Consider the following 19,779-nt stretch of genomic DNA (forward strand, 5'->3'; position numbering starts at 1 on the left):
CACCAGGGCCCGGGTGGTTGCCTGGGTGCATGGCCAACGACCCGCTCTGGCGCCTCCCCGAGGTGCCCACCTTCACCCTGACCAGCCCCGACTTCACCGACGGCGGCGAACTGCCGACCAGCGCGCGCGGCTCCGACGTGGGCGGCGAGGACCGCTCCCCCGCCCTGGAGTGGTCCGGCGCGCCCGACGCCACGCAGAGCTACGTGCTCACCGTGTACGACCCCGACGCCCCGACGGGCTCCGGCTTCTGGCACTGGGCCGTGTCCGACATCCCCGCGGACGTGACCTCCCTCGCCGCCGGTGCCGGTACCGACGACGCCCTGCTGCCGGCCGCCGCGCTCCGCCGCCACAACGAGTTCGGCTCGGACACGTTCCTCGGCGCCGCGCCGCCCGCCGGACACGGCTCGCACCGGTACTTCTTCACGCTGAGCGCACTCGACGTGCCGCTGCTCGAGGTCCCGGTCGACGCGACGCCCGCGGTCGTCGGCTTCGTGCTCCGCGACCACCTGCTCGCCCGTGCCGTCCTGATGGGCACGCAGGAGACCCCCGCAGCCTGAGGGCCGTACACGCAGAACGGCCGCCGCCCCGAGGGGCGACGGCCGTTCGTGCTGTCAGGCGACAGGCTGGGCTCAGCCCTCGGCCGGCGCGGTGGCGTGGGTCTCGTGACCCGCGCCGCCCTCGACGTCGACCTCGTCGGCCACGACCGGCGCGAGCGAGAGCTTGCCGCGGTCGTCGACCTTGGTGACCTCGACCAGGATCTTCTGGCCGACGCCGAGGACGTCCTCGACGTTCTCCACACGCTTGCCACCGGCGAGCTTGCGCACCTCGGAGACGTGGAGCAGACCGTCGCGACCCGGGAGCAGCGACACGAAGGCGCCGAACGTGGCGATCTTCACGACGGTGCCGAGGAACTGGTCCCCGATCTCCGGGTTGGTCGGGTTCGCGATCGCGTTGACCTGGGCGCGAGCCGCCTCGGCCGACGGACCGTCGACGGCGCCGATGTAGACGGTGCCGTCGTCCTCGATGGAGATGTCGGCTCCGGTCTCGTCCTGGATGCCGTTGATCGTCTTGCCCTTCGGGCCGATCAGCTCGCCGATCTTGTCGACGGGGATCTGCACGGAGATGACACGCGGCGCGGTGTCCGCCATCTCGTCGGGGGCGTCGATCGCCTCGGTGAGGACACCGAGGATGGCCGAGCGGGCCTCCTTGGCCTGCTTCAGCGCGGCGTCGAGCACGCTCGACGGGATGCCGTCGAGCTTGGTGTCGAGCTGGATCGCGGTGACGAACTCCGAGGTACCGGCGACCTTGAAGTCCATGTCGCCGAGGGCGTCCTCGGCACCGAGGATGTCGGTCAGCGCCGCGTAGCGGGTCTGGCCGTCGACGGTGTCGGAGACCAGGCCCATCGCGATGCCCGCGACCGGGGCCTTGAGGGGCACACCGGCGTTGAGGAGCGACAGGGTCGAGGCGCAGACGGAGCCCATCGACGTCGAGCCGTTGGAGCCGAGGGCCTCGGACACCTGACGGATCGCGTAGGGGAACTCCTCGCGCGACGGCAGCACCGGCACGAGGGCGCGCTCGGCGAGGAAGCCGTGCCCGATCTCGCGACGCTTCGGCGAACCCACGCGGCCGGTCTCACCGGTCGAGTAGGGCGGGAAGTTGTAGTGGTGCAGGTAGCGCTTCTTCGTGACGGGCGACAGCGAGTCGATCTGCTGCTCCATCTTGAGCATGTTCAGCGTGGTGACGCCCAGGATCTGGGTCTCGCCGCGCTGGAAGATCGCCGAACCGTGGACGCGCGGGATCACGGCGACCTCGGCGTCGAGCGGACGGATGTCGGCGAGGCCGCGGCCGTCCATGCGGATCTGCTCGGTCAGGATGCGGCCGCGGACGACCTTCTTCGTGACCGACTTGTAGGCGCCGCTGACCTGGCCGTTGGCGCTCTCCGGGAGCTCGCCGGCCGTCACCTTGGCGGCGATGGCCTCCTTGACGCGGGCCTTGAGGGCGTCGTCGGCGTCCTGGCGCTCGAGCTTGCCGGCGATCTTGTAGACGTCGCCGAGCTCGGACAGCGCGATCGACTCGACCGCGTCGTAGACCTCGGGGGCGTACGGCGGGAAGACCGGGTAGTCCTGGATCTCCTTGGCCGACTGCGCGGCCATCTTCGCCTGCGCCTCGACGAGGACCTTGAGGAACGGCTTCGCCGCCTCGAGGCCCTGCGCGACGATCGCCTCGTCGGGCTTGGTGGCGCCGCCCTGGATGAGGTCCCAGCTGTGCTCGGTCGCCTCGGCCTCGACCATCATGATCGCGACGTCCTCGTTGCCGGCCTCGTCCGTGACGACACGGCCCGCGACGGTGAGGTCGAAGACGGCCTCGGCGAGCTGCGACGCCTTCGGGAACGCGACCCACTGGTCGCCGATGAGCGCGAGGCGCACACCCGCGATCGGGCCGGAGAACGGCAGACCGGAGATCTGCGTCGACGCCGACGCGGCGTTGATCGCGAGCGCGTCGTAGAACTCGTCCGGAGCGATGCTCAGGACGGTGATGACGATCTGGACCTCGTTGCGGAGGCCGTCGACGAACGACGGGCGCAGCGGCCGGTCGATCAGGCGGCAGACCAGGATCGCCTCGGTCGAGGGGCGGCCCTCGCGGCGGAAGAACGAGCCGGGGATCTTGCCGGCGGCGTAGGAACGCTCTTCGACGTCGACCGTCAGCGGGAAGAAGTCGAAGCCCTCACGCGGGTGCTTGCCGGCGCTGGTGGCCGAGAGCAGCATGGTCTCTTCGTCCAGGTACGCGGCGACGGCACCCTGTGCCTGCTGCGCGAGACGGCCGGTCTCGAACCGGACCGTCCTGGTGCCGTAACGACCGTTGTCGATGATCGCTTCAGCGAACTTGATTTCGGGACCCTCCAAGAGGATGCCTCCTTGCGTCTGTGATGCAGCAGACCCGGCCTCGGGCACACGCGTGCACGTGCGCTCCACGACGCGGAACGCATGCCTGGCCAGCAGTAGAAGCAGTCGGGACGTGACCGGCCCGCATGCCACCACCGATGACCAGCTTCGTGCCGGTCTGCGTGCGATGTTGTGTGTCGTCTCGGGAAACGGTCCCCGGACATCGTGACTTTAGCATTCAGCGGTGAATCGGCGGCGAGGCTGGTGGCGAACGGGCGTGTCCTCGCTAGCCTGGCGCCATGCGTCGAAGCCCTTCCGGACGCGTGCTCGTCGTGGCCGCCGTGGTCCTCGGTGCACTCGTCGCCCCCGTCATGACCGCTGCCCCGGCGACCGCCGCGACCGAGTACCCGAGCTGGCAGGACGTCGAGAAGGCCAAGGGCAACGAGCAGGCCAAGGCCGCCGAGGTCGAGAAGGTGCAGGCCGCGCTCGAGTCCGCCCAGGCCGAGGCCGCCACGAAGTCGCAGGCCGCGCTCGACGCGTCCGCGAAGGCCACCGCCGCCGAGGCGGACCTGACCGAGGCCACCCAGACCGCCACGAGCCTCCAGGCCCAGGCCCAGCAGGCGTCGGCGACCGCGGAGCGCGCCCAGACGCGCGCCGGACAGCTCGCCGCCAACCTGTACCGCGACGGGTCCACGAACCAGATGACCACGCGCATCGCGACCGCGAAGGACCCCGACGAGCTGCTGTACCAGCTCGGCGCGCTCGACCAGCTCTCGAGCAGCTGGGCCGGCGTGATGGACGAGGCGTCCGTCGCGGCGAAGACCGCGTCGTCGCTGCACGACCAGGCGAAGCGCGCCGAGACCGAGCGAGCGTCCCTCGCGCAGGCCGCCGAGGAACGGTCGGCCGCTGCGGAGTCGGCGGAGCGGATCGCGGACGCGGCGGTCGCGTCGACGAAGGACCACAGCGACGAGCTGTACGCCCAGCTCGCGTCCCTCAAGGACACCAGCGCGGCGACCGAGCAGCAGTACGAGGTCGGCCAGGCCGTCGCGGCCCAGGCGGCCGCGCAGCGCGCGGCGGCGAAGGCGGCTGCGGACGCGAAGGCGTCGGCGTCGACGTCGACGGGGGGATCCGCGAGCGCGGGGACGTCCTACCCGAGCACCGCGGGCGTCTCGGTCGACCCGGTCGCGGCGAAGGCCTACGCGCGGAGCGTCCTCGGCGACTACGGCTGGGGTGACGACCAGTACGGCTGCCTGGTCTCGCTGTGGACGCAGGAGTCGGGCTGGCGTGCGAACGCCCTGAACGCCTCGAGTGGGGCGTACGGCATCCCGCAGGCGTTGCCGGCGAACAAGATGTCCGCCGCCGGAGCCGACTGGCGGACGAACCAGAACACCCAGGTCAACTGGGGGCTGGCCTACATCAAGAGCTCCTACGGCACCCCGTGCGGCGCCTGGAACCACGAGATGAGCGTCGACCCGCACTGGTACTGACCGGCGGCAGGGCCACCGGGCCGGCCGTCAGCGCCGGACCAGCCGGAGCGCCTGCACCGGGCAGAGCGCGACCGCGTCCCGCGCGGCCTCGGACTCCCCCGGCCCGATCGGCACGTCCCGCGTCCCACCGCCGTCCCGCGCGATCGGGAAGCCCCACTCGTCGCGGTCGAGCCGGCCCGCGAGCAGCTCCGTGCAGAGCCCGCGACCCCGGCAGCGCGTCCAGTCCACGTGCAGTGCCTCGGTCATCGGACGCCGCCCCGTACCGAGCAGGACCCGGCGAGGTGCGCCTGCACGTCCTCGTGGAACACGCTGAGCGCACTCCGCACCATCCGTGCGACACCGTCCGGGTGGTGACAGGCTCCCCGGCCGGCCACGAGCGACGCGACCCGACGGACCTCACCGACCAGGTCCGCCCCGTGTCCGCCTGCGGCCAGCGCCGTGAGCACGTCCGCGATCCGCGGCAGGCCGTTGACGCACGGTCCGCACCGTCCGGAGGACGCACCGGCGAGCGCCCCGGCGATCCGCGCCGACACGGTGACCGGGCACGTCGCGTCGTCGAGCAGGGCGACGACGCCGGCCCCCGGCGACGCACCCCACGGTCCGAGACCCGCCGCGTCGAACGTCGCGTCGAGCGCCGCGGCCGGCACCCAGGTCCCGCCCCACCCACCGAGCAGGACGGCTCGCGTCCGCCCCGGGGCAGCGGTCGGCCGGGAGGCCCGGATCACCTCCCCGAGCACCGTCCCGCCCGCCACCTCGAGCACCACGGCCGTGGCCGGGTCGCGGACGTCGCTGACGGTGACGAGCCGGGTGCCCGGCGCCGAGGCCGATCCGACCGACCGCGTCCACGTCGCGCCGTAGCGGGCGACGAGCGCCGCCTGCGCCAAGGTCTCCACGTTCGACACGACGGTCGGCGCGCCGCTCGGTCCGCGCTCGGCCAGCCGGACGACCCGGTCCCCGGGCGTGCCGGGCCCGCCGGCCACCGCGGACGCCAGGGCGCCGGCCTCCCCGGCGACGAACGAACCGTGCTGCAGGACCCGGACCTCGACCTGGACCGGATCGCGCCGTTCCGCGAGCGCACGTCGGACGCCGTCGGCGAGTCCCGCGGACGTCGCGAGGACGGCGGACGCGGCGCCGACCGCCATGGCGGCGACGACGAGTCCGTCGAGCACCAGGTGGGGCGCGCGGCCGAGCAGGACCGCGTCCTTCCGACTGGCGGGCTCGCCCTCGGCACCGTTGGCGACGACGATCGGGGCACGGCGCCCGGACCGGTGCCCGGCTGCGGCGGTCGCCAGCTTCCGGGCGAGCGGGAAGCCGGCGCCGCCGCGCCCGTCGACGCCGGCGCGACCGAGCTCGTCGACGATGCCCGGACCGACGGCGGGCATCGGGCCGTACGTCCGCTCGTGGTCGGCGATGCCCGGGCCGGGGGCGGCGAGGAGCCGTCGGACCCCGACGGGTGGTGCGGGTGCCGTGGTCGTGGTCGTGGTCGTGGTCATGGTCATGCTGCCTGCTCCAGTCGGATCGTGCGGTGTTCGGTGACGCGGTCGGTGCAGCGCCAGACGACGGCACCGACCACCGCGGCAGCGCAGGTGCCGGCGACGACGAGGAACCAGGCGGACGTGCCGTCCGTGCCGGTGCCGATCGCGTGCGCCATCGCGATCGGCCACATCGCGTACGCCGACCAGTGCACGAGCCGGAAGACCCGCGGCCCGATCACCCGGCGCAGCAGTGCCGTCACGACGAGCACGACGAGCAGGTCCACCGCGAGCGTGCCCAGCCCGAGCCAGAACCACCGGTAGGCACCGACGAACGGCACGACGGTGTCGACCAGCCGGAGTTCGGCCTCGGTGTCGAAGAGCAGCGTGACGACGTGCACGACGACGAACAGCGTCGCGGCGAGCGCCACGTCCCGGTGCACGAGCTGCACGGCGAACCGCGGCAACCCGCGGAGCGGCCGACCACCACGGGTGACGACGCCCAGCACGACGGTGGCGGAGAGGAGCAGCACGGCGGCGACGCCCATGCCCCGCCCGAGCACCCACAGCGCGGTGTCCATCAGGCGGCCGCTCGGGCCTCGGGCCAGCCGCCGACGCGGACGACCGAGCCGTCCGCCGCGACCAGCCGCGCGGCGACGCCGTGCCGGCGGAGCATCGGGAGCGCCCGGTGTCCGCGGACCACGGCCGCGGTGGTCATCGTGTTCGCAGCGACGCAGGACGGCGCAACGACGGTCACGCTCCGCCACACCGGGTCCGCCGGCAGTCCCCAGCGCGGGTCGAGGATGTGGTGCCGACTGGTGCCGTCCTGCTCCCACCGGCGCTTCTGCGTGCTCGAGGTCGCGACGGACCAGCCAGCGGCGAGGGTGACCCGGTCCTCGGGGTCGTCGTCCACGTCCTGCACGCGGACCTGCCAGCCGCCGCGCGGCTCCGGGCCGGCCGTGGCGACGTCCCCGCCGAGGGAGACGAGCACGCCGATGCCGAGCCGGGCGGTGACGCTCGCCGCGGCCATGTCGGCGGCGGCGGCCTTCGCGGTGGCGCCGAGGTCGAGGACCACCCCGTGCGGGACCCGGAGGAAGGTCCCGGAGAGCAGCACCCGGCGCCATGCCGGTCGGCCGTCGAGCGCCGCGGCGACGTCGGCGGCCCTGGACGCCACGGGAGCGTCGGCGAAGGCGGCGTCGTACCCGAGGGACACCATCGCCGCCCCGAGCGTCGGGTCGACGTCGCCGTCCGTGGTCTCGGCGGCGTCGAGCGCCTGGTGGACGAGGGTCGCGAGCAGCGGGCTGACCGCGACGCCGCGCTCGAGTTCCCCGGCGCGGGCGAGCAGTTCCGAGTCCGGCCGGAAGCGGCTGCACGCGGCGTCGACGGCCGCGGTGACCTCGCGCACGCAGGACTCGGCGGCGGCGAGGTGGCGGCGGTCGCGGTGGTCGAGGACGACCGATGCGGTGGTGGTCCAGAGGTCCCACGTCGTGGTGGCGCGCATGGTCACGACCCCGTCGTCGTCGCGTCGGAGCTGCCCGCGCCGCCCTGGCTGACGCCGGAGTCGGATCCCGTCGACGACGAGGGGGACGACGACGAGGAGGACGACGAGCCGCTGTCGGTCTCCGTGGACGAGGAACCCGACCCCGTCGACGACGACCCACCCGAGTCGGTCGTGGTGCTCGTGCTCGTCCCGGTGTCCGACTGGGTCGTCTCCGTCTGGTGCCCCAGCCAGAGCCCGCCACCGGTGACGAGCGCCACCACGAGTCCGCCCGCGCTGACGAGCGCGCTCGTGATCCGTGCCGACCGCTTCCCGCTGCTTCTGATGTCCATCGTTCCTCCTCGCCGTCATGACGAGGCTCGCGGCCGGAACGATGGAATCCCCGGGCAGGTGCTGCACCCCTGCCCGGGGATCCCTGTGGCGCGCCTAAGAGCGCGGTCCGTGCGGGCTACTGGTGGCCGAGCCCACCGAGCAGGCTCGCGAAGTCCGCCACCTCCGGCAGGGCGTCCGCTTCCTGCGGGTTCCGACGGGAGGCCCCGATCGCCCATGCGAGGTCGGCGCCGGCCCGGCGGATGCGTCCGTCCAGTGCGGCCTGGTCGCCCTGGGTGCCCCAGTCGTCGGTCGCGGCGAACACGCCGGTGGGCACGACGGCCGCGCGGAGGTAGGCGAACACGGGGCGCATGCCGTGCTCGATCGCCAGCGAGTGGCGGGAGGTCCCGCCGGTCGCCGCGAGCAGCACCGGCATGTCGACGAGGGCGTCCTTGTCCATGACGTCGAGGAACGACTTCGCGAGGCCGCTCATCCCGGCGGTGAAGACCGGCGAGACGAAGACGAGCGCGTCGGCCTCGACGACCGCCGCCGTCGCTGCCGCCAGCGCCGGCGCCTGGAACCCGGTGAGCATCGCGTCGGTGATCTCGTGGGCCAGCGGACGCAGGTCGACGTGCACGACGCGCGTCGGGCCTCCTGGCTGGCGCTCGATGGCGGCGACGGCGGACTCGGCGAGCCGGTCGGCGAGCAGGCGGGTCGACGACGGCTCGGAGAGCCCGGCGGAGACGACGGCGATGGTGGTCATGGTGACTCCCGATCTTTCAATGCGTTTGCATGAACATCGTAGCCAACCGGGATCGGGACGCAACCATTCCCGGCAACGGAGAACGCCCCGGCCCTCTCGAGGAGAGGCCGGGGCGTTCGGTCAAGCCGTGGGTCGGTCGAACTATCGACGCAGGCCGAGGCGCTCGATGAGCGCACGGTAGCGGGCGATGTCGACGTCGGAGAGGTAGCCGAGGAGACGGCGACGCTGACCGACCATGAGCAGCAGACCACGACGCGAGTGGTGGTCGTGCTTGTGCTCCTTGAGGTGCTCGTTCAGGTCGTTGATACGACGCGTCAGAACGGCGACCTGGACCTCGGGGGATCCGGTGTCGCCCGGGTGGGTCGCGTACTCTTCGATGATCTCCTGCTTGACCTTCGCGTCAAGTGCCATTGGTGATCCCCTTTCGGTCCGTTGCGCGGTGCCCATGCCGAATGCATGAGCGCTCTTTGTCCGCGGCCGTTCGACGGCAACCGCACAAGACTACCAGAGCGGGAGTGCGTCCAGGAGCGTCAGACGGTCCGAGCACGCAGGCGACGACGGCGCGGCGCCGGCATCAGGCTGCGCACCAGTCCGACGAGGGTGGCGCCGAGCAGTCCGCCCATGCCGTTCGACAGGACGTCGCGGGGGTCGGAGACGCGGTACGGCAGCAGCGCGCCCTGGGCGACCTCGATGCCCGCGGACAGTCCGACGGCGACGATCACGCCGAGGAACCACCAGCGCCGCGGGAGCCACATCGCCGCGATCATCCCGACGGGCACGAACATCGCGATGTTCGCGAGGAACTCGGTCCGGTCGTAGGTCAGCCACGAGCCGTGCGGCAGGTGCTGCGCCCAGGCCAGCGCGTGCAGCACGAGGGAGTTCTCGGCCGACGTGAACACGTGCGGTGTCAGCGTCATCCGCCAGATCACCCAGGCGTAGGCCGCCGTCAGGGCGAGCAGGAGGAGTTTCCGGAACATCCGGACAGTGTGGGACATCTGTCTGCCAAGGACCTGGAGCGCTCCTGGGGAGATCCGTACGATGGGACACGACGAGCCCGACGGAACACGGTCAGACCAGGGAGCACCGCCGATGCCGGACCAGGACACGACCGAGCGAGAGCCGTCGGACACGACGAAGCGCCGACACCGCCGACGCCTGTCGAGCGCCGCGCGACAGTGGGTGCTGATCGGCGCGGTCGCGGTCGTGGTGGCCGCACTCGTGGTGACCGTGTCGGTGTGGCTGCCGAACCGGCCGAACGGCCCCGACGGGCGCCGGATCGTGGAACGGAAGACCGCGGCGCAGGCGTTCCCCGGCGGCCTCGCACGACAGCCGGCGAGCGCGAACCAGCCCGGCATGCGCGAGCGTGCGGCCCGGGCGGACGGCGAGGAACGCACCGCCGACCGCATCGCCGAGATCGCGGACCAGCCCATCGCGACCTGGCTGACGAACACCTCCGTGACGAAGACGCGCGCGACGATCCGGCAGGTCGTGACGAACGCGCGCGCCCAGGGCCGGACACCCGTGTTCGTGCTCTACAACGTGCCCGACCGCGACTGCGGGAGCTACTCGAAGGGCGGCACGACGGCATCGGGGTACCTGCCGTGGGTGCGGTCGGCCGTCCGCGCGATGGCGGGGTCGAAGGCGGTGGTCCTCGTCGAACCGGACGCCATCGCGCAGATCCAGGTCTGCAAGCGCCTGCTCGACTCGCGTCTGCCGCTGCTGCGGAAGGCCGTCGACGAGCTCTCCGGGCACGGGCTGACGGTGTACCTCGACGGCGGCAACGAGAACCGGGTGCCGACGGAGAAGATGGCGGGGTGGCTGCGGAAGGCCGGGATCGACCAGACCCAGGGCTTCTTCACGAACGTGTCGAACTTCTACCGCGTCGACCAGGAGCGCGCCTACGCCGACGGACTGGCGGACGCGGTCGGCGGCGACCCGCACTTCGTCATCGACGTGTCGCGCAACGGGCAGGGCTGGCGCGGCACCTGGTGCAACCCCGACGGCGCCGGACTCGGCCAGGACCCGCACGTGGCGGCGGGGTCGTCCCGACTCGACGCCCTGCTGTGGGTGAAGACGCCGGGCCTCAGCGACGGCACCTGCAACGGCGGCCCCGCAGCCGGCCAGTGGTGGGAGTCGTACGCGCTCGCGCTGGTCGAGAACCGCAAGGGCAGCTGAGGAGATCCGATCAGGTCGCCGGATCCGGGTCCGATGTCGGTGCCCGGGGGTTGCATGGGCACCATGACCGCCGCCCAGCTCCGATCCGTCGTCCCGCCGTACCTGCTGCGCGCCATCGCGGACGCGCCGACCGACGCGTTCCCCCGCGCCACCCCGGCCGCGCGCACGGCACTCGCCTCGCTCGAGACCGTCCAGGCGCCCAAGCGCGAACCCCGACTCGGTGTGCGGCCGTCCGCCACCGCACCCGACCGCTCGCCGCAGCGGAGCATCTTCGACGCGAAGGGCGCCACCACGCTGCCCGGCACGCTCGTCCGGAGCGAAGGCGCCCCCGATTCGGGCGACCCCGCCGTGGACGAGGCCTACGCCGGCCTCGGCGCGACGCACGCGTTCTGGCTCGACGTGTTCGGGCGGGTGTCGATCGACGGCGCCGGGCTCCCCCTCGACGCCAGCGTCCACTACGGGCAGGACTACGACAACGCGTACTGGGACGGCACCAGGATGGTGTTCGGCGACGGTGACGGCGAGGTCTTCACCCGCTTCACGATCGCGCTCGACGTGATCGGCCACGAGCTCACGCACGGCGTCACCCAGTACACCGCGGACCTGACCTACCAGGGGCAGTCCGGGGCGCTCAACGAGTCCGTCAGCGACGTGTTCGGCTCGCTCGTCGCGCAGTACACCGCGGGGCAGACCGCCGAGCAGGCCAGCTGGCTGATCGGCGAGGGCCTGTTCACCGCCGCGGTGCACGGAGTCGCGCTGCGGTCCATGAAGGCCCCGGGCACCGCGTACGACGACCCGGTGCTCGGGAAGGACCCGCAGCCGGCGACCATGGCCGGGTACGTGGAGACCACGGACGACTCCGGCGGCGTGCACACGAACTCGGGCATCCCGAACCACGCGTTCTACCTGGCGGCCACGGCCATCGGCGGGAACGCCTGGGACGGTGCCGGCGCGGTGTGGTGGGACGCCCTGACCTCGCCGCAGGTCACCGCGTCGATCGACTTCGCCGGCTTCGCCCGGGTCACGGTCGCCGCGGCGGACGCCCGCTTCGGCGCCGGGTCGTCACAGTCCGACGCCGTCACGACAGCGTGGCGGAGCGTCGGCGTGCTGGCCTGAGAGCGCGTATTTTCGGGACCATGCACATCGTCGTCCGCCGGAGTGGTGGGTTCGCCGGCCTCACCAGGGGCTGGCGCGTGGACACCGACGCGTGCGACGACCCCGACGGCTGGTACGACCTGGTGGGGTCGCTCCCCCGCGAGTCGCCCCCGCGCCGTCGGAACTCCGTGCCCGACGACTTCGAGTGGACGATCACCGTCGCCCGGACCACCGTCCGGATGCCCGGCAGCCAGCTCGACGGCCCGTGGGCCGCGCTCGTGGACCGGGTCCGCACCGAAGGCGAGCCGACCTGACGGAACCGCACCGGGCCTCCCGTCCGGTCGTCGCACCCGATCGCGCCCCGCTTGGTCAGTCGACGTCGATGACCGTCAGGCGGCGCGTCGGGCGCGTCATCGCGACGTAGACGGCCGCGGCGGCCCTGGCCGCGTCGGCACCGACGCCGTCCGGGTCGACGAGCAGGACCCCGTCGAACTCCAGGCCCTTCGCGTCGGCGCCCGTCAGCACCGTCACGGACCCCGGCCGCGGTGACCCGAGCGACCGGACGTCCACGTCGGCGCCGGCCAGCCGCTGCCGGACCACGTCGACCTGGGCGTCCGGCACGATCACGCCGGTGGTCCCCGAGCCGATGTGCTCGCGCTCCCGTGCCACCGTCGTGGCGATGGTGTCCAGGACCTCGGCGCGCGGCACCCGCAGGCGCACGACGGGGTCGCCGTCGCGGACCGCCTGGTTCGCGGTCACGGTCAGGCCGGCGGCGGCGGCGAACTCGCCCGCCGCGTCGACGATGGAGCGCGGCGTGCGGTAGTTGACCGTGAGTTCCTCGACGCGGTGGTCGAGCGGGACCTGGGGTGCGCGACCCCGACGGCGCCGGGCGAGGGCACCGATGACGTCGTCCCAGGTGCGTGCGGCCCCGGGGGACGAGCCCTGCGCCATGTCCCCGACGATCGTGAACGAGCGCAGCGGGTTGCGGCGGGCGAGCACCCGCCACTGCATCGGCGAAAGTTCTTGTGCCTCGTCGACGACGATGTGCCCGTAGGTCCACTCGCGGTCCTCGGCGGCACGCTCGGCCGTCGTGCGCGGGTCCCCGCCCTCGGCGAACGCCCCGGCGACCTGCTCGGCCGAGACGATGCCCTCGACGCCCATGTTCTCGATCGCCTGGCGGGCGTTCTCGATGTCCCGGTTCCGGCTCGCCTTGGCCTGCCGCTTCGCCGCACCGCCGGTCGGGTCGAAGGTGCCGAGGAGCTCGGCGGCTTCGTCGAGGAGCGGGACGTCCTCGACGGTGAAGCCGGCACCGCGCTCGCGGGCGAGCAGTGCACGGCGCTCCGGGGACCAGTTCGGGGTGAGGGACGCCAGCCAGTTCGGTCGGGCGTAGAGGTCCTCGACGAGCTTCTCCGCCGGCAGCGGGAGCCACGCGGTGTTGAGCAGGACGCGGGCGTCGTACGAGGAGCGGATGTCCTCGCGCAGGACCTTGATGTCGGCGTCGTCCACCGTGGTGCCGCGCTGGCGCAGCTGCTCGGCGAGGAGCTTCGTCATCGCGTCGAGCGCGGACTTGTTGAACGAGACCCGCGCGGCGTTGTGCGGCTTGCCGCGGTCCTGTGCGCGGTGCATCGCGTCGGCGACGAGCTGCGGCGGGACGACGAGCCGCTCGCCCTCGATGTCGAGCGTGACGGACTCGGTCGGCACGACCTGCCGGGAGCGGACCGCGCGGCGCAGCAGGTCGGCCATCTCCGCGGAGCCCTTCACCGCGGCGACGTCCCGGCGGTCGTGCTTCGCGGTGTCGATGCCCGGGTAGAGCGACCCGAGCGACGCCATCACGACCCCGGTCTCGCCGAGGGACGGCAGGACCTGCTCGATGTACGTCAGGAACGCGGGCGACGGACCGACGACGAGCACACCGGAGCCCCGGAGGCGCTCGCGGTAGGAGTACAGCAGGTACGCCGCACGGTGCAGCGCGACGGCGGTCTTGCCGGTGCCGGGGCCGCCCTGCACGACGAGCACGCCCTCGAGCGGGGAGCGGATGATGCGGTCCTGTTCGCCCTGGATCGTCGCGACGATGTCCGTCATCCGGCCGGTGCGCTCGGCGGTGACGGCGGCGAGCAGCGCGCCCTCGCCCTGCAGGTGGGTGCGCTCGTCGTCGTAGAGGGTCGCGTCGAAGACCTCGTCCTCGACGCCGACGACGCTGCGGCCCTCGAGGGAGAGGTGGCGACGGGCGCGCATCCCCATCGGGTGCGCCGCGGTCGCCTGGTAGAACGCGCTGGCACCGGGGACGCGCCAGTCCAGCAGGAGCGGGCGGTGCTCGGCGTCCCGCAGGCCGACACGGCCGATGTAGCGGAAGGCGTCCTCACCGGCGGGCGGGTCGGCGACCTCGAGCCGGCCGAAGACCAGGCGGTCCCCGACGCGCTCGAGCGTCTGGATGGTGTCCTCGTAGAGCTTGGCGAACGCGTCGCGCTCACTGCGGCTCTGGTGGTTCCCGCCGACCGCCTGACGACGGGTCTCGGCGAGACGCTGTTCGGCCTCGGCGGTCAGTTCGTCGAGGCGGGCGAAGAGCCCGTCGACGTACGCACGCTCACGGTCGATCTCGGTCGGTTCGGACACACGCCACCCTTCGGGACAGGGGTATCCAGTGTAGTCCCCCTGCCCCGTCGGGTGATGTCGCTACCGCGGTGTGCGGCCCGTCACATCTCCTCGTGGGTGTCCGGGTCGCCGTCCCAGAGCCGGCCGCGCTCGAGGCCGGAGATCGCCGCGACCTCGGCCTCGGTCAGCGTGAACCCGAAGACGTCGAGGTTCTCGCGCTGCCGGTCCGCGTCGCCGGACTTCGGCACCGGGACGGCACCGAGCTGGGTGTGCCAGCGGAGCACGACCTGCCCGGGGGTGACCCCGTGCGCGGCCGCGGCGGCGGTGATCGGCTGCTCGGTCAGGAGCTCCGAACGCTTCGCGAGCGGGCTCCAGCTCTCGGTGACGATGCCGAGGTCCTGGTGCACCCGGCGGAGTGCTGCCTGCGGGAAGTACGGGTGCAGCTCGACCTGGTTCACGGCCGGGGCGACACCGGTGGCGTCGATGATCCGGTCGAGGTGCGCCGGCGTGAAGTTCGAGACGCCGATCGAGCGGACCTTGCCGCTGTCCCGGAGGTCGACGAACGCCTTCCAGGTGTCCACGAACTTGTCGACCGACGGGTTCGGCCAGTGGATCAGGTACAGGTCGACGTGGTCGAGGCCCAGGTTGCCCAGGGTCTCGTCGATCGACCGGTGGGCCTCGTCCCAGCCGTGGTGGCGCCCGGGGAGCTTCGAGGTGACGAAGAGTTCCTCGCGCGGGACGTCGGACTCGCGCACGGCACGGCCGACCGCGTCCTCGTTGCCGTAGTTCAGCGCGGTGTCGAGCAGCCGGTAGCCGCTGGTGATCGCGGTGCCGATCGCCGCAGCGCCCTCGTCGCCGTCGAGCGAGTAGGTGCCGAGGCCGAGGACGGGCATCAGGTGCCCGTCGTTCAGCTCGACGGTCGGAGCGGTCGGGACGCTCGGCATCAGCGCACGCCCAGCAGGTCGATCACGAAGATCAGGGTCTTGCCGGAGAGGAAGTGGCCGCCACCGGCCGGGCCGTAGGCGAGCTCCGGCGGGACGACGAGCTTGCGGCGCCCGCCGACCTTCATGCCGGGGATGCCCTCTTGCCAGCCACGGACGAGGGCCGCGAGCGGGAAGTCGATCGGCTCGCCACGGCTCCACGAGCTGTCGAATTCCTCGCCGGTCTCGTACTCGACGCCGGCGTAGTGCACCTTCACGGTCGAACCGGCGCTCGCTTCGTCGCCGGAGCCCTCGACGATGTCGGTGATCACCAGGTCGGTGGGCGCGGGGCCCTCGGGAGCGTCGAACTCGGGCTTGCTGTTCAGGTCAGTCATGCCGCAAGTCAACCAGAGACGACGGACAGGCCCCAGAATGGTTCCACCGTGACACGATCCCCCCAGCAGCAACGCCGCCGCCTGTTCGCCGACCTCACCCCGCTCCGCCGCTCCCCCGCGTTCGCCCGACTCTGGGCCGGTACCGCGATCGCCGGCATCGGCACGCAGATGACCACCGTCGCCGTCGGCCTCGAGGTGTACGAGATCACCCACTCGACCTTCGCGGTCGCCCTCGTCGGGGTGATCGCCCTGCTGCCGATGATCGTCGCCGGGCTCTACGGCGGCATGCTCGCCGACGCGTTCGACCGGCGGACGGTGGCCCTGGTGTCGAGCATCGTGGCGTGGGCCGCGGTCGCGCTCATCGCGACGCACTCCTGGCTCGGGCTGCACAGCGTCGTGCTGCTCTACGTGCTCGCGACCGTCAACGCCGTGGCGGCGACCGTCAGCAACGCCTCACGCTCGGCCATCGTGCCCCGCCTGGTCGGCACGGACCTGCTCCCGGCGGCGAGCGCCCTCGGCGGGATCGCGTCCGGGTTCCAGGTCACCGTCGGCCCGGCCATCGCCGGCGTCCTCATCGCGAGCGTCGGGTTCGCGCCGACCTACACGATCGACGTCGTGCTCTTCACGTTCGCCTTCGCCGGGGTGTTCACGCTGCCGAGGATGGCAGCCGACCACGACGCGCTCCGTCCGGGGCTCAGCTCGCTCATCGAGGGCGCCCGGTTCCTCCGGCGTTCGCGGAACATCACGATGACGTTCGTGCTCGACATCGTCGCGATGACGTTCGGCCAGCCGCGGGTGCTCTTCCCCGCCATCGGTGCGCTCGTCATCGGCGGCGGGGCGATCACGGTGGGGACGCTCACCGCCGCCTACGCGATCGGGGCCCTGCTCTCGAGCGTGTTCTCCGGGCCGCTCGGACACGTCCGCCGCCAGGGCGAGGCCGTGGGGTGGGCCATCACGGCGTACGGTGCCGCGATCGCCGGGTTCGGTGTCGTGGTCGCGCTCGCGCACGTGCTCGGCGGGCGTGCCGGGGAGTCGTTCAGCACGGCGATCCTGCCGGCGCTCGGGTTCGCGGCGCTGTGCCTCGCGCTCGCCGGCGGCGCCGACAACGTGAGCTCGGTGTTCCGCAACACGATCCTGCAGGCGGCGTCGCCGGACGGGATGCGTGGGCGGCTGCAGGGCATCTTCATCGTCGTCGTCACCGGTGGCCCGCGGCTCGGGGACCTCTACGCGGGGCTCGCGGTCGCCGCCGGGTTCGCGTTCCCGCCGGTGCTCGGCGGCATCGCGATCATCGGCCTGGTCGCGCTGCTCCTGCGGCTCGTGCCGTCCTTCCGCCGCTACGACGCCCTGCACCCGCACGCGAACTGACGGCACCACGGCGTCGCGGGGCGACAGGTGACCGGTAGATTCGTCTGCATGCCGGAACGTGGGACGCGCGACCTCCAGCGGACCGGGGTCCGCGTCGTCGTGCGTCGTACCTACCACTCGGTCATCCGGCACCGCGTCGTGGACGCCGCGGCATCGCTGACGTTCTTCGCGCTGCTGACCGTCTTCCCGACCGCGCTGACCGTGGTGTCCGGCCTGTCGATCGTGGACCGGGCCGGCGACAGCCTGTCCGACATCATCGAGATCCTCGGGTTCATCGTCCGCCCGGAGACCGCCGCGCACCTCGAGCAACCCCTGCGACAGCTGCTGACGCTCGACAACCCGGGGCTCGGGTTCGCGATCGGGATGGTGCTGACGCTCTGGTCGCTCTCCGGGTACGCGACCGCGTTCGGCCGCGCGATGAACACCGCGTACGAGGTCGAGGAGGGACGCCGGATCTGGAAGTTCCGCAGCATGATGCTCCTCGTCACGCTCCTCGTGATGGCCGGCGGCGCGATCGCGATCGTGATCCTGCTCGGGACCCCGACGATCGCGTCCGCGGTGGTCTACCAGCTCGGCTGGGCGACCTGGATCGACGACCTCTGGAACGTCGCGAAGTGGCCGGTGCTCGCCGCCGACCTGGTCGTGATGGTCGCGGTGCTCTACTACGCCACCCCGAACGTGAAGACGCCGCAGCTGCGCTGGGTGTCCGCCGGCGCCGGGTTCGCGATCGGCACGTGGGCGATCGCGACGTTCGGGTTCGCGCTCTACGTCGAGACGATCGGCGGCGGCAACAAGGCGTACGGGTGGCTCGGCGGGGCGCTGCTGCTGCTCGTGTACCTCTACATCTCGAACTTCGTGCTCGTCGTCGGCGGGGAGCTCGACTCCGAGGTGATCCGGATGCGCCAGCTCCTCGCGGGCATCGACGCGGACGAGGCGATCCGGCTCCCGCTGCGTGACGTGACCCGGAACTTCACGCTCGCGCGCTGGCGGGACGCCGACGTCGCCGCGGCCCACGCCGTCCGGACCGCGGCGCAGGAACTCCCCCGCGCGGAACCGCCGACCCCGCGGGAGGAGCACCTGCGCGACGTGGCCGCACAGGTGCGGGTCGGCGAGCCGCCGCTCCCCTGAGCCGCCACAGCGCCACAGCGCTGCCGCGTCGCTACCGCTTGCGGTTCGCTTCGGCGTCCAGCATCTCCTCGGTGATCACCGGGATCGCTCCCGTCGCGAGCTCGATGCCGGACAACCGTGCGGGGCTCAGCACGCGCTGCACCTGGTCCTCCTCCATCAGCCCCGCCGCGGTGACGAGCGTGGAGATCGGCGTCGACGTCGTCAGCGCCGTGTGCGCGATCGAGGCGGCTGCCGCGTAGCCGATGTACGGGGTCAGTGCCGTGACGACGCCGACGTTCGTGTCCACCTGGGCTGCGAGCTTCGCCTCGTTCGCCTCGATGCCGGTGACGCAGTGCTCCCGGAGCGTGGCGCAGCCCCGGGTCATCCACTGCAGCGACTGCATGATCGAGTGCGCGATGATCGGCTCGAAGGCGTTGAGCTGGAGCTGCCCCGCCTCTGCCGCCATGGTCACGGTGGTGTCCGCGCCGGCGACCGCGAACGCGATCTGGTTCACGACCTCGGGGATCACCGGGTTCACCTTGCCGGGCATGATCGACGATCCCGCCTGTCGTGCCGGCAGCGTGATCTCACCGAACCCGGCCTGCGGTCCGGACGCCAGGAGCCGCAGGTCGTTGCAGATCTTGGAGAGCTTGGCGGCGCTGCGCTTGACGGTGCCGGACAGGGTCATGAACGAGCCGGCGTCGCTCGTGGCCTCGATCAGGTCCGGTGCCGTGACGACGTCGATGCCGCTCGCCTCCTGCAGCTGCCGACGGACCTCGTCGCGGTAGAGCGGGTCCGCCGTGATGCCGGTGCCGATCGCCGTCGCACCGAGGTTCATCTCGGCGAGGAGCGGCGTGACCCGGCGGAGCAGGACCGCGTCCTCCTGGATGGTGTGCGAGAAGCCGGTGAACTCCTGCCCGAGGGTCATCGGCACCGCGTCCTGCAGCTGGGTGCGCCCGACCTTGAGGACGTCGGCGAACGCGGTCCCGCGCTCCGCGAAGGCCTCGGACAGCTGCTCGAGCTGGTCGATGAGGCGCCGCACGCCGAAGATCATCGCGATCTTCACGCTCGTCGGGTACGTGTCGTTCGTCGACTGGCTGCGGTTCACGTGGTCGATCGGGTGCAGGTACGCGTAGTCGCCCTTCTCCCGCCCGAGGAGCTCGAGCGCCCGGTTCGCGAGCACCTCGTTCGTGTTCATGTTCGTGCTCGTGCCGGCGCCGCCCTGCACGACGTCGACCACGAACTGGTCCCGGAGGGCGCCGTCGCGGACCTCCTGCGCGGCACGGTCGATCGCGTCGGCGCGCTCGTCGTCGAGGACGCCGATGGCTCGGTTCGCGCGGGCCGCCGCCTGCTTCACCGTCGCGAGGGCCTCGATCAGGTCCGGGTACACCGCGATCGGGACGGAGGTGATCGGGAAGTTCTCCAGCGCCCGGAGCGTGTTGATCCCCCAGTACGCGTCCGCCGGCACCTCCCTCGAGCCCAGGGAATCGGTCTCGGTGCGGGTACCAGCACTCACGTGCGCCTCCTCGTCGTGGTTCACGTCACGAGGCTAGCCCAGTCCGTCTGGCCGGTCCGGGAGCGCGCGGTGCGCGGCGCAGGTGGCGCCGGACGGGAGGCACGGGTCACCGCCGACCCGGGCCTCCAGTCCGGAACGGGACCGGACCGGCGCGCGGTTCGCGCGTCAGCGCAGATCGCGCGTCAGCGCAGATTGCGCGTCTG

Annotated in this window: 20 protein-coding genes; 7 read left to right on the forward strand and 13 right to left on the reverse strand. The window is 72.4% G+C overall.

Annotated elements, in window-relative coordinates:
• Positions 1 to 29: 29 nt before the first annotated feature.
• Positions 30 to 557, forward strand: coding sequence for a YbhB/YbcL family Raf kinase inhibitor-like protein (locus tag ACIPJY_RS07925; RefSeq protein ID WP_400462618.1), 528 nt, complete (start codon positions 30 to 32; stop codon positions 555 to 557).
• Positions 558 to 629: 72 nt separating this feature from the next.
• Here ACIPJY_RS07925 and ACIPJY_RS07930 read toward each other — a convergent pair whose 3' ends face one another.
• Positions 630 to 2,903, reverse strand: coding sequence for a polyribonucleotide nucleotidyltransferase (locus ACIPJY_RS07930; RefSeq protein ID WP_400462621.1), 2,274 nt, complete (start codon positions 2,901 to 2,903; stop codon positions 630 to 632).
• Between the two features lie 278 nt (positions 2,904 to 3,181).
• Here ACIPJY_RS07930 and ACIPJY_RS07935 point away from each other — a divergent pair, with 278 nt between their 5' ends.
• A complete protein-coding gene (locus ACIPJY_RS07935; protein WP_400462624.1) occupies positions 3,182 to 4,369 on the forward strand; it encodes a hypothetical protein in 1,188 nt (395 codons plus the stop codon).
• A 27-nt stretch (positions 4,370 to 4,396) separates the two neighbouring features.
• Here ACIPJY_RS07935 and ACIPJY_RS07940 read toward each other — a convergent pair whose 3' ends face one another.
• The 8 genes from ACIPJY_RS07940 to ACIPJY_RS07975 all read right to left on the reverse strand — a co-directional run bounded on the left by ACIPJY_RS07940 (position 4,397) and on the right by ACIPJY_RS07975 (position 9,388).
• The gene (locus tag ACIPJY_RS07940; protein ID WP_400462626.1) at positions 4,397 to 4,615 is read right to left on the reverse strand and encodes a ferredoxin; all 219 of its coding nucleotides are present in this window, start codon (positions 4,613 to 4,615) and stop codon (positions 4,397 to 4,399) included.
• Positions 4,612 to 5,868 (reverse strand): NADH-ubiquinone oxidoreductase-F iron-sulfur binding region domain-containing protein, encoded by a 1,257-nt coding sequence (locus ACIPJY_RS07945; protein WP_400462629.1) that lies wholly within the window; start codon positions 5,866 to 5,868, stop codon positions 4,612 to 4,614. Before ACIPJY_RS07945 ends, ACIPJY_RS07940 begins: the two co-directional genes overlap by 4 nt.
• A complete protein-coding gene (locus ACIPJY_RS07950) occupies positions 5,865 to 6,422 on the reverse strand; it encodes a ferric reductase-like transmembrane domain-containing protein (RefSeq protein ID WP_400462632.1) in 558 nt (185 codons plus the stop codon). Before ACIPJY_RS07950 ends, ACIPJY_RS07945 begins: the two co-directional genes overlap by 4 nt.
• A complete protein-coding gene (locus tag ACIPJY_RS07955) occupies positions 6,422 to 7,342 on the reverse strand; it encodes an FAD:protein FMN transferase (protein ID WP_400463829.1) in 921 nt (306 codons plus the stop codon). Before ACIPJY_RS07955 ends, ACIPJY_RS07950 begins: the two co-directional genes overlap by 1 nt.
• Positions 7,343 to 7,344: 2 nt before the next feature.
• On the reverse strand, positions 7,345 to 7,671 hold the full coding sequence (locus tag ACIPJY_RS07960; protein ID WP_400462635.1) for a hypothetical protein: 327 nt from the start codon (positions 7,669 to 7,671) through the stop codon (positions 7,345 to 7,347).
• Positions 7,672 to 7,787: 116 nt separating this feature from the next.
• The gene (locus ACIPJY_RS07965) at positions 7,788 to 8,411 is read right to left on the reverse strand and encodes a CE1759 family FMN reductase (RefSeq protein WP_400462638.1); all 624 of its coding nucleotides are present in this window, start codon (positions 8,409 to 8,411) and stop codon (positions 7,788 to 7,790) included.
• A 141-nt stretch (positions 8,412 to 8,552) separates the two neighbouring features.
• Entirely contained in the window at positions 8,553 to 8,822 is a 270-nt protein-coding gene (rpsO, locus tag ACIPJY_RS07970) for a 30S ribosomal protein S15 (RefSeq protein WP_070416523.1), read from the reverse strand.
• A 119-nt stretch (positions 8,823 to 8,941) separates the two neighbouring features.
• Complete coding sequence (locus tag ACIPJY_RS07975; protein ID WP_400462642.1) at positions 8,942 to 9,388, reverse strand: VanZ family protein; 447 nt, start codon at positions 9,386 to 9,388, stop codon at positions 8,942 to 8,944.
• Positions 9,389 to 9,500: 112 nt separating this feature from the next.
• Between ACIPJY_RS07975 and ACIPJY_RS07980 the strand changes: the two genes are divergently transcribed.
• The 3 genes from ACIPJY_RS07980 to ACIPJY_RS07990 all read left to right on the forward strand — a co-directional run bounded on the left by ACIPJY_RS07980 (position 9,501) and on the right by ACIPJY_RS07990 (position 11,995).
• Positions 9,501 to 10,586, forward strand: a complete 1,086-nt coding sequence (locus ACIPJY_RS07980; protein ID WP_400462644.1) for a glycoside hydrolase family 6 protein — start codon at positions 9,501 to 9,503, stop codon at positions 10,584 to 10,586.
• Positions 10,587 to 10,649: 63 nt separating this feature from the next.
• Positions 10,650 to 11,702, forward strand: coding sequence for a M4 family metallopeptidase (locus ACIPJY_RS07985; protein ID WP_400462647.1), 1,053 nt, complete (start codon positions 10,650 to 10,652; stop codon positions 11,700 to 11,702).
• 20 nt (positions 11,703 to 11,722) lie between these two features.
• Positions 11,723 to 11,995 carry a protealysin inhibitor emfourin gene (locus ACIPJY_RS07990; RefSeq protein ID WP_400462650.1) on the forward strand — a complete coding sequence of 91 codons (273 nt, stop codon included), beginning with the start codon at positions 11,723 to 11,725 and terminating at the stop codon, positions 11,993 to 11,995.
• A 55-nt stretch (positions 11,996 to 12,050) separates the two neighbouring features.
• Here ACIPJY_RS07990 and ACIPJY_RS07995 read toward each other — a convergent pair whose 3' ends face one another.
• The 3 genes from ACIPJY_RS07995 to ACIPJY_RS08005 form a co-directional block, all read right to left on the reverse strand.
• Positions 12,051 to 14,294 (reverse strand): HelD family protein, encoded by a 2,244-nt coding sequence (locus ACIPJY_RS07995; RefSeq protein ID WP_400462653.1) that lies wholly within the window; start codon positions 14,292 to 14,294, stop codon positions 12,051 to 12,053.
• A gap of 80 nt (positions 14,295 to 14,374) precedes the next feature.
• A complete protein-coding gene (locus ACIPJY_RS08000) occupies positions 14,375 to 15,217 on the reverse strand; it encodes an aldo/keto reductase (protein ID WP_400462656.1) in 843 nt (280 codons plus the stop codon).
• The gene (locus ACIPJY_RS08005; protein ID WP_400462659.1) at positions 15,217 to 15,588 is read right to left on the reverse strand and encodes an FKBP-type peptidyl-prolyl cis-trans isomerase; all 372 of its coding nucleotides are present in this window, start codon (positions 15,586 to 15,588) and stop codon (positions 15,217 to 15,219) included. Before ACIPJY_RS08005 ends, ACIPJY_RS08000 begins: the two co-directional genes overlap by 1 nt.
• 48 nt (positions 15,589 to 15,636) lie before the next feature.
• On the opposite strand from ACIPJY_RS08005, the gene ACIPJY_RS08010 reads away from it, so the two are divergent.
• Positions 15,637 to 16,953 carry an MFS transporter gene (locus ACIPJY_RS08010; protein ID WP_400462662.1) on the forward strand — a complete coding sequence of 439 codons (1,317 nt, stop codon included), beginning with the start codon at positions 15,637 to 15,639 and terminating at the stop codon, positions 16,951 to 16,953.
• A gap of 48 nt (positions 16,954 to 17,001) precedes the next feature.
• Positions 17,002 to 18,081 (forward strand): YihY/virulence factor BrkB family protein, encoded by a 1,080-nt coding sequence (locus ACIPJY_RS08015; RefSeq protein ID WP_400462665.1) that lies wholly within the window; start codon positions 17,002 to 17,004, stop codon positions 18,079 to 18,081.
• Between the two features lie 31 nt (positions 18,082 to 18,112).
• Here ACIPJY_RS08015 and ACIPJY_RS08020 read toward each other — a convergent pair whose 3' ends face one another.
• A complete protein-coding gene (locus ACIPJY_RS08020; RefSeq protein WP_400462668.1) occupies positions 18,113 to 19,600 on the reverse strand; it encodes an aspartate ammonia-lyase in 1,488 nt (495 codons plus the stop codon).
• Positions 19,601 to 19,779: the final 179 nt, after the last annotated feature.

The organism is Curtobacterium sp. NPDC090223 (assembly GCF_044746585.1).
GTDB lineage: Bacteria > Actinomycetota > Actinomycetes > Actinomycetales > Microbacteriaceae > Curtobacterium.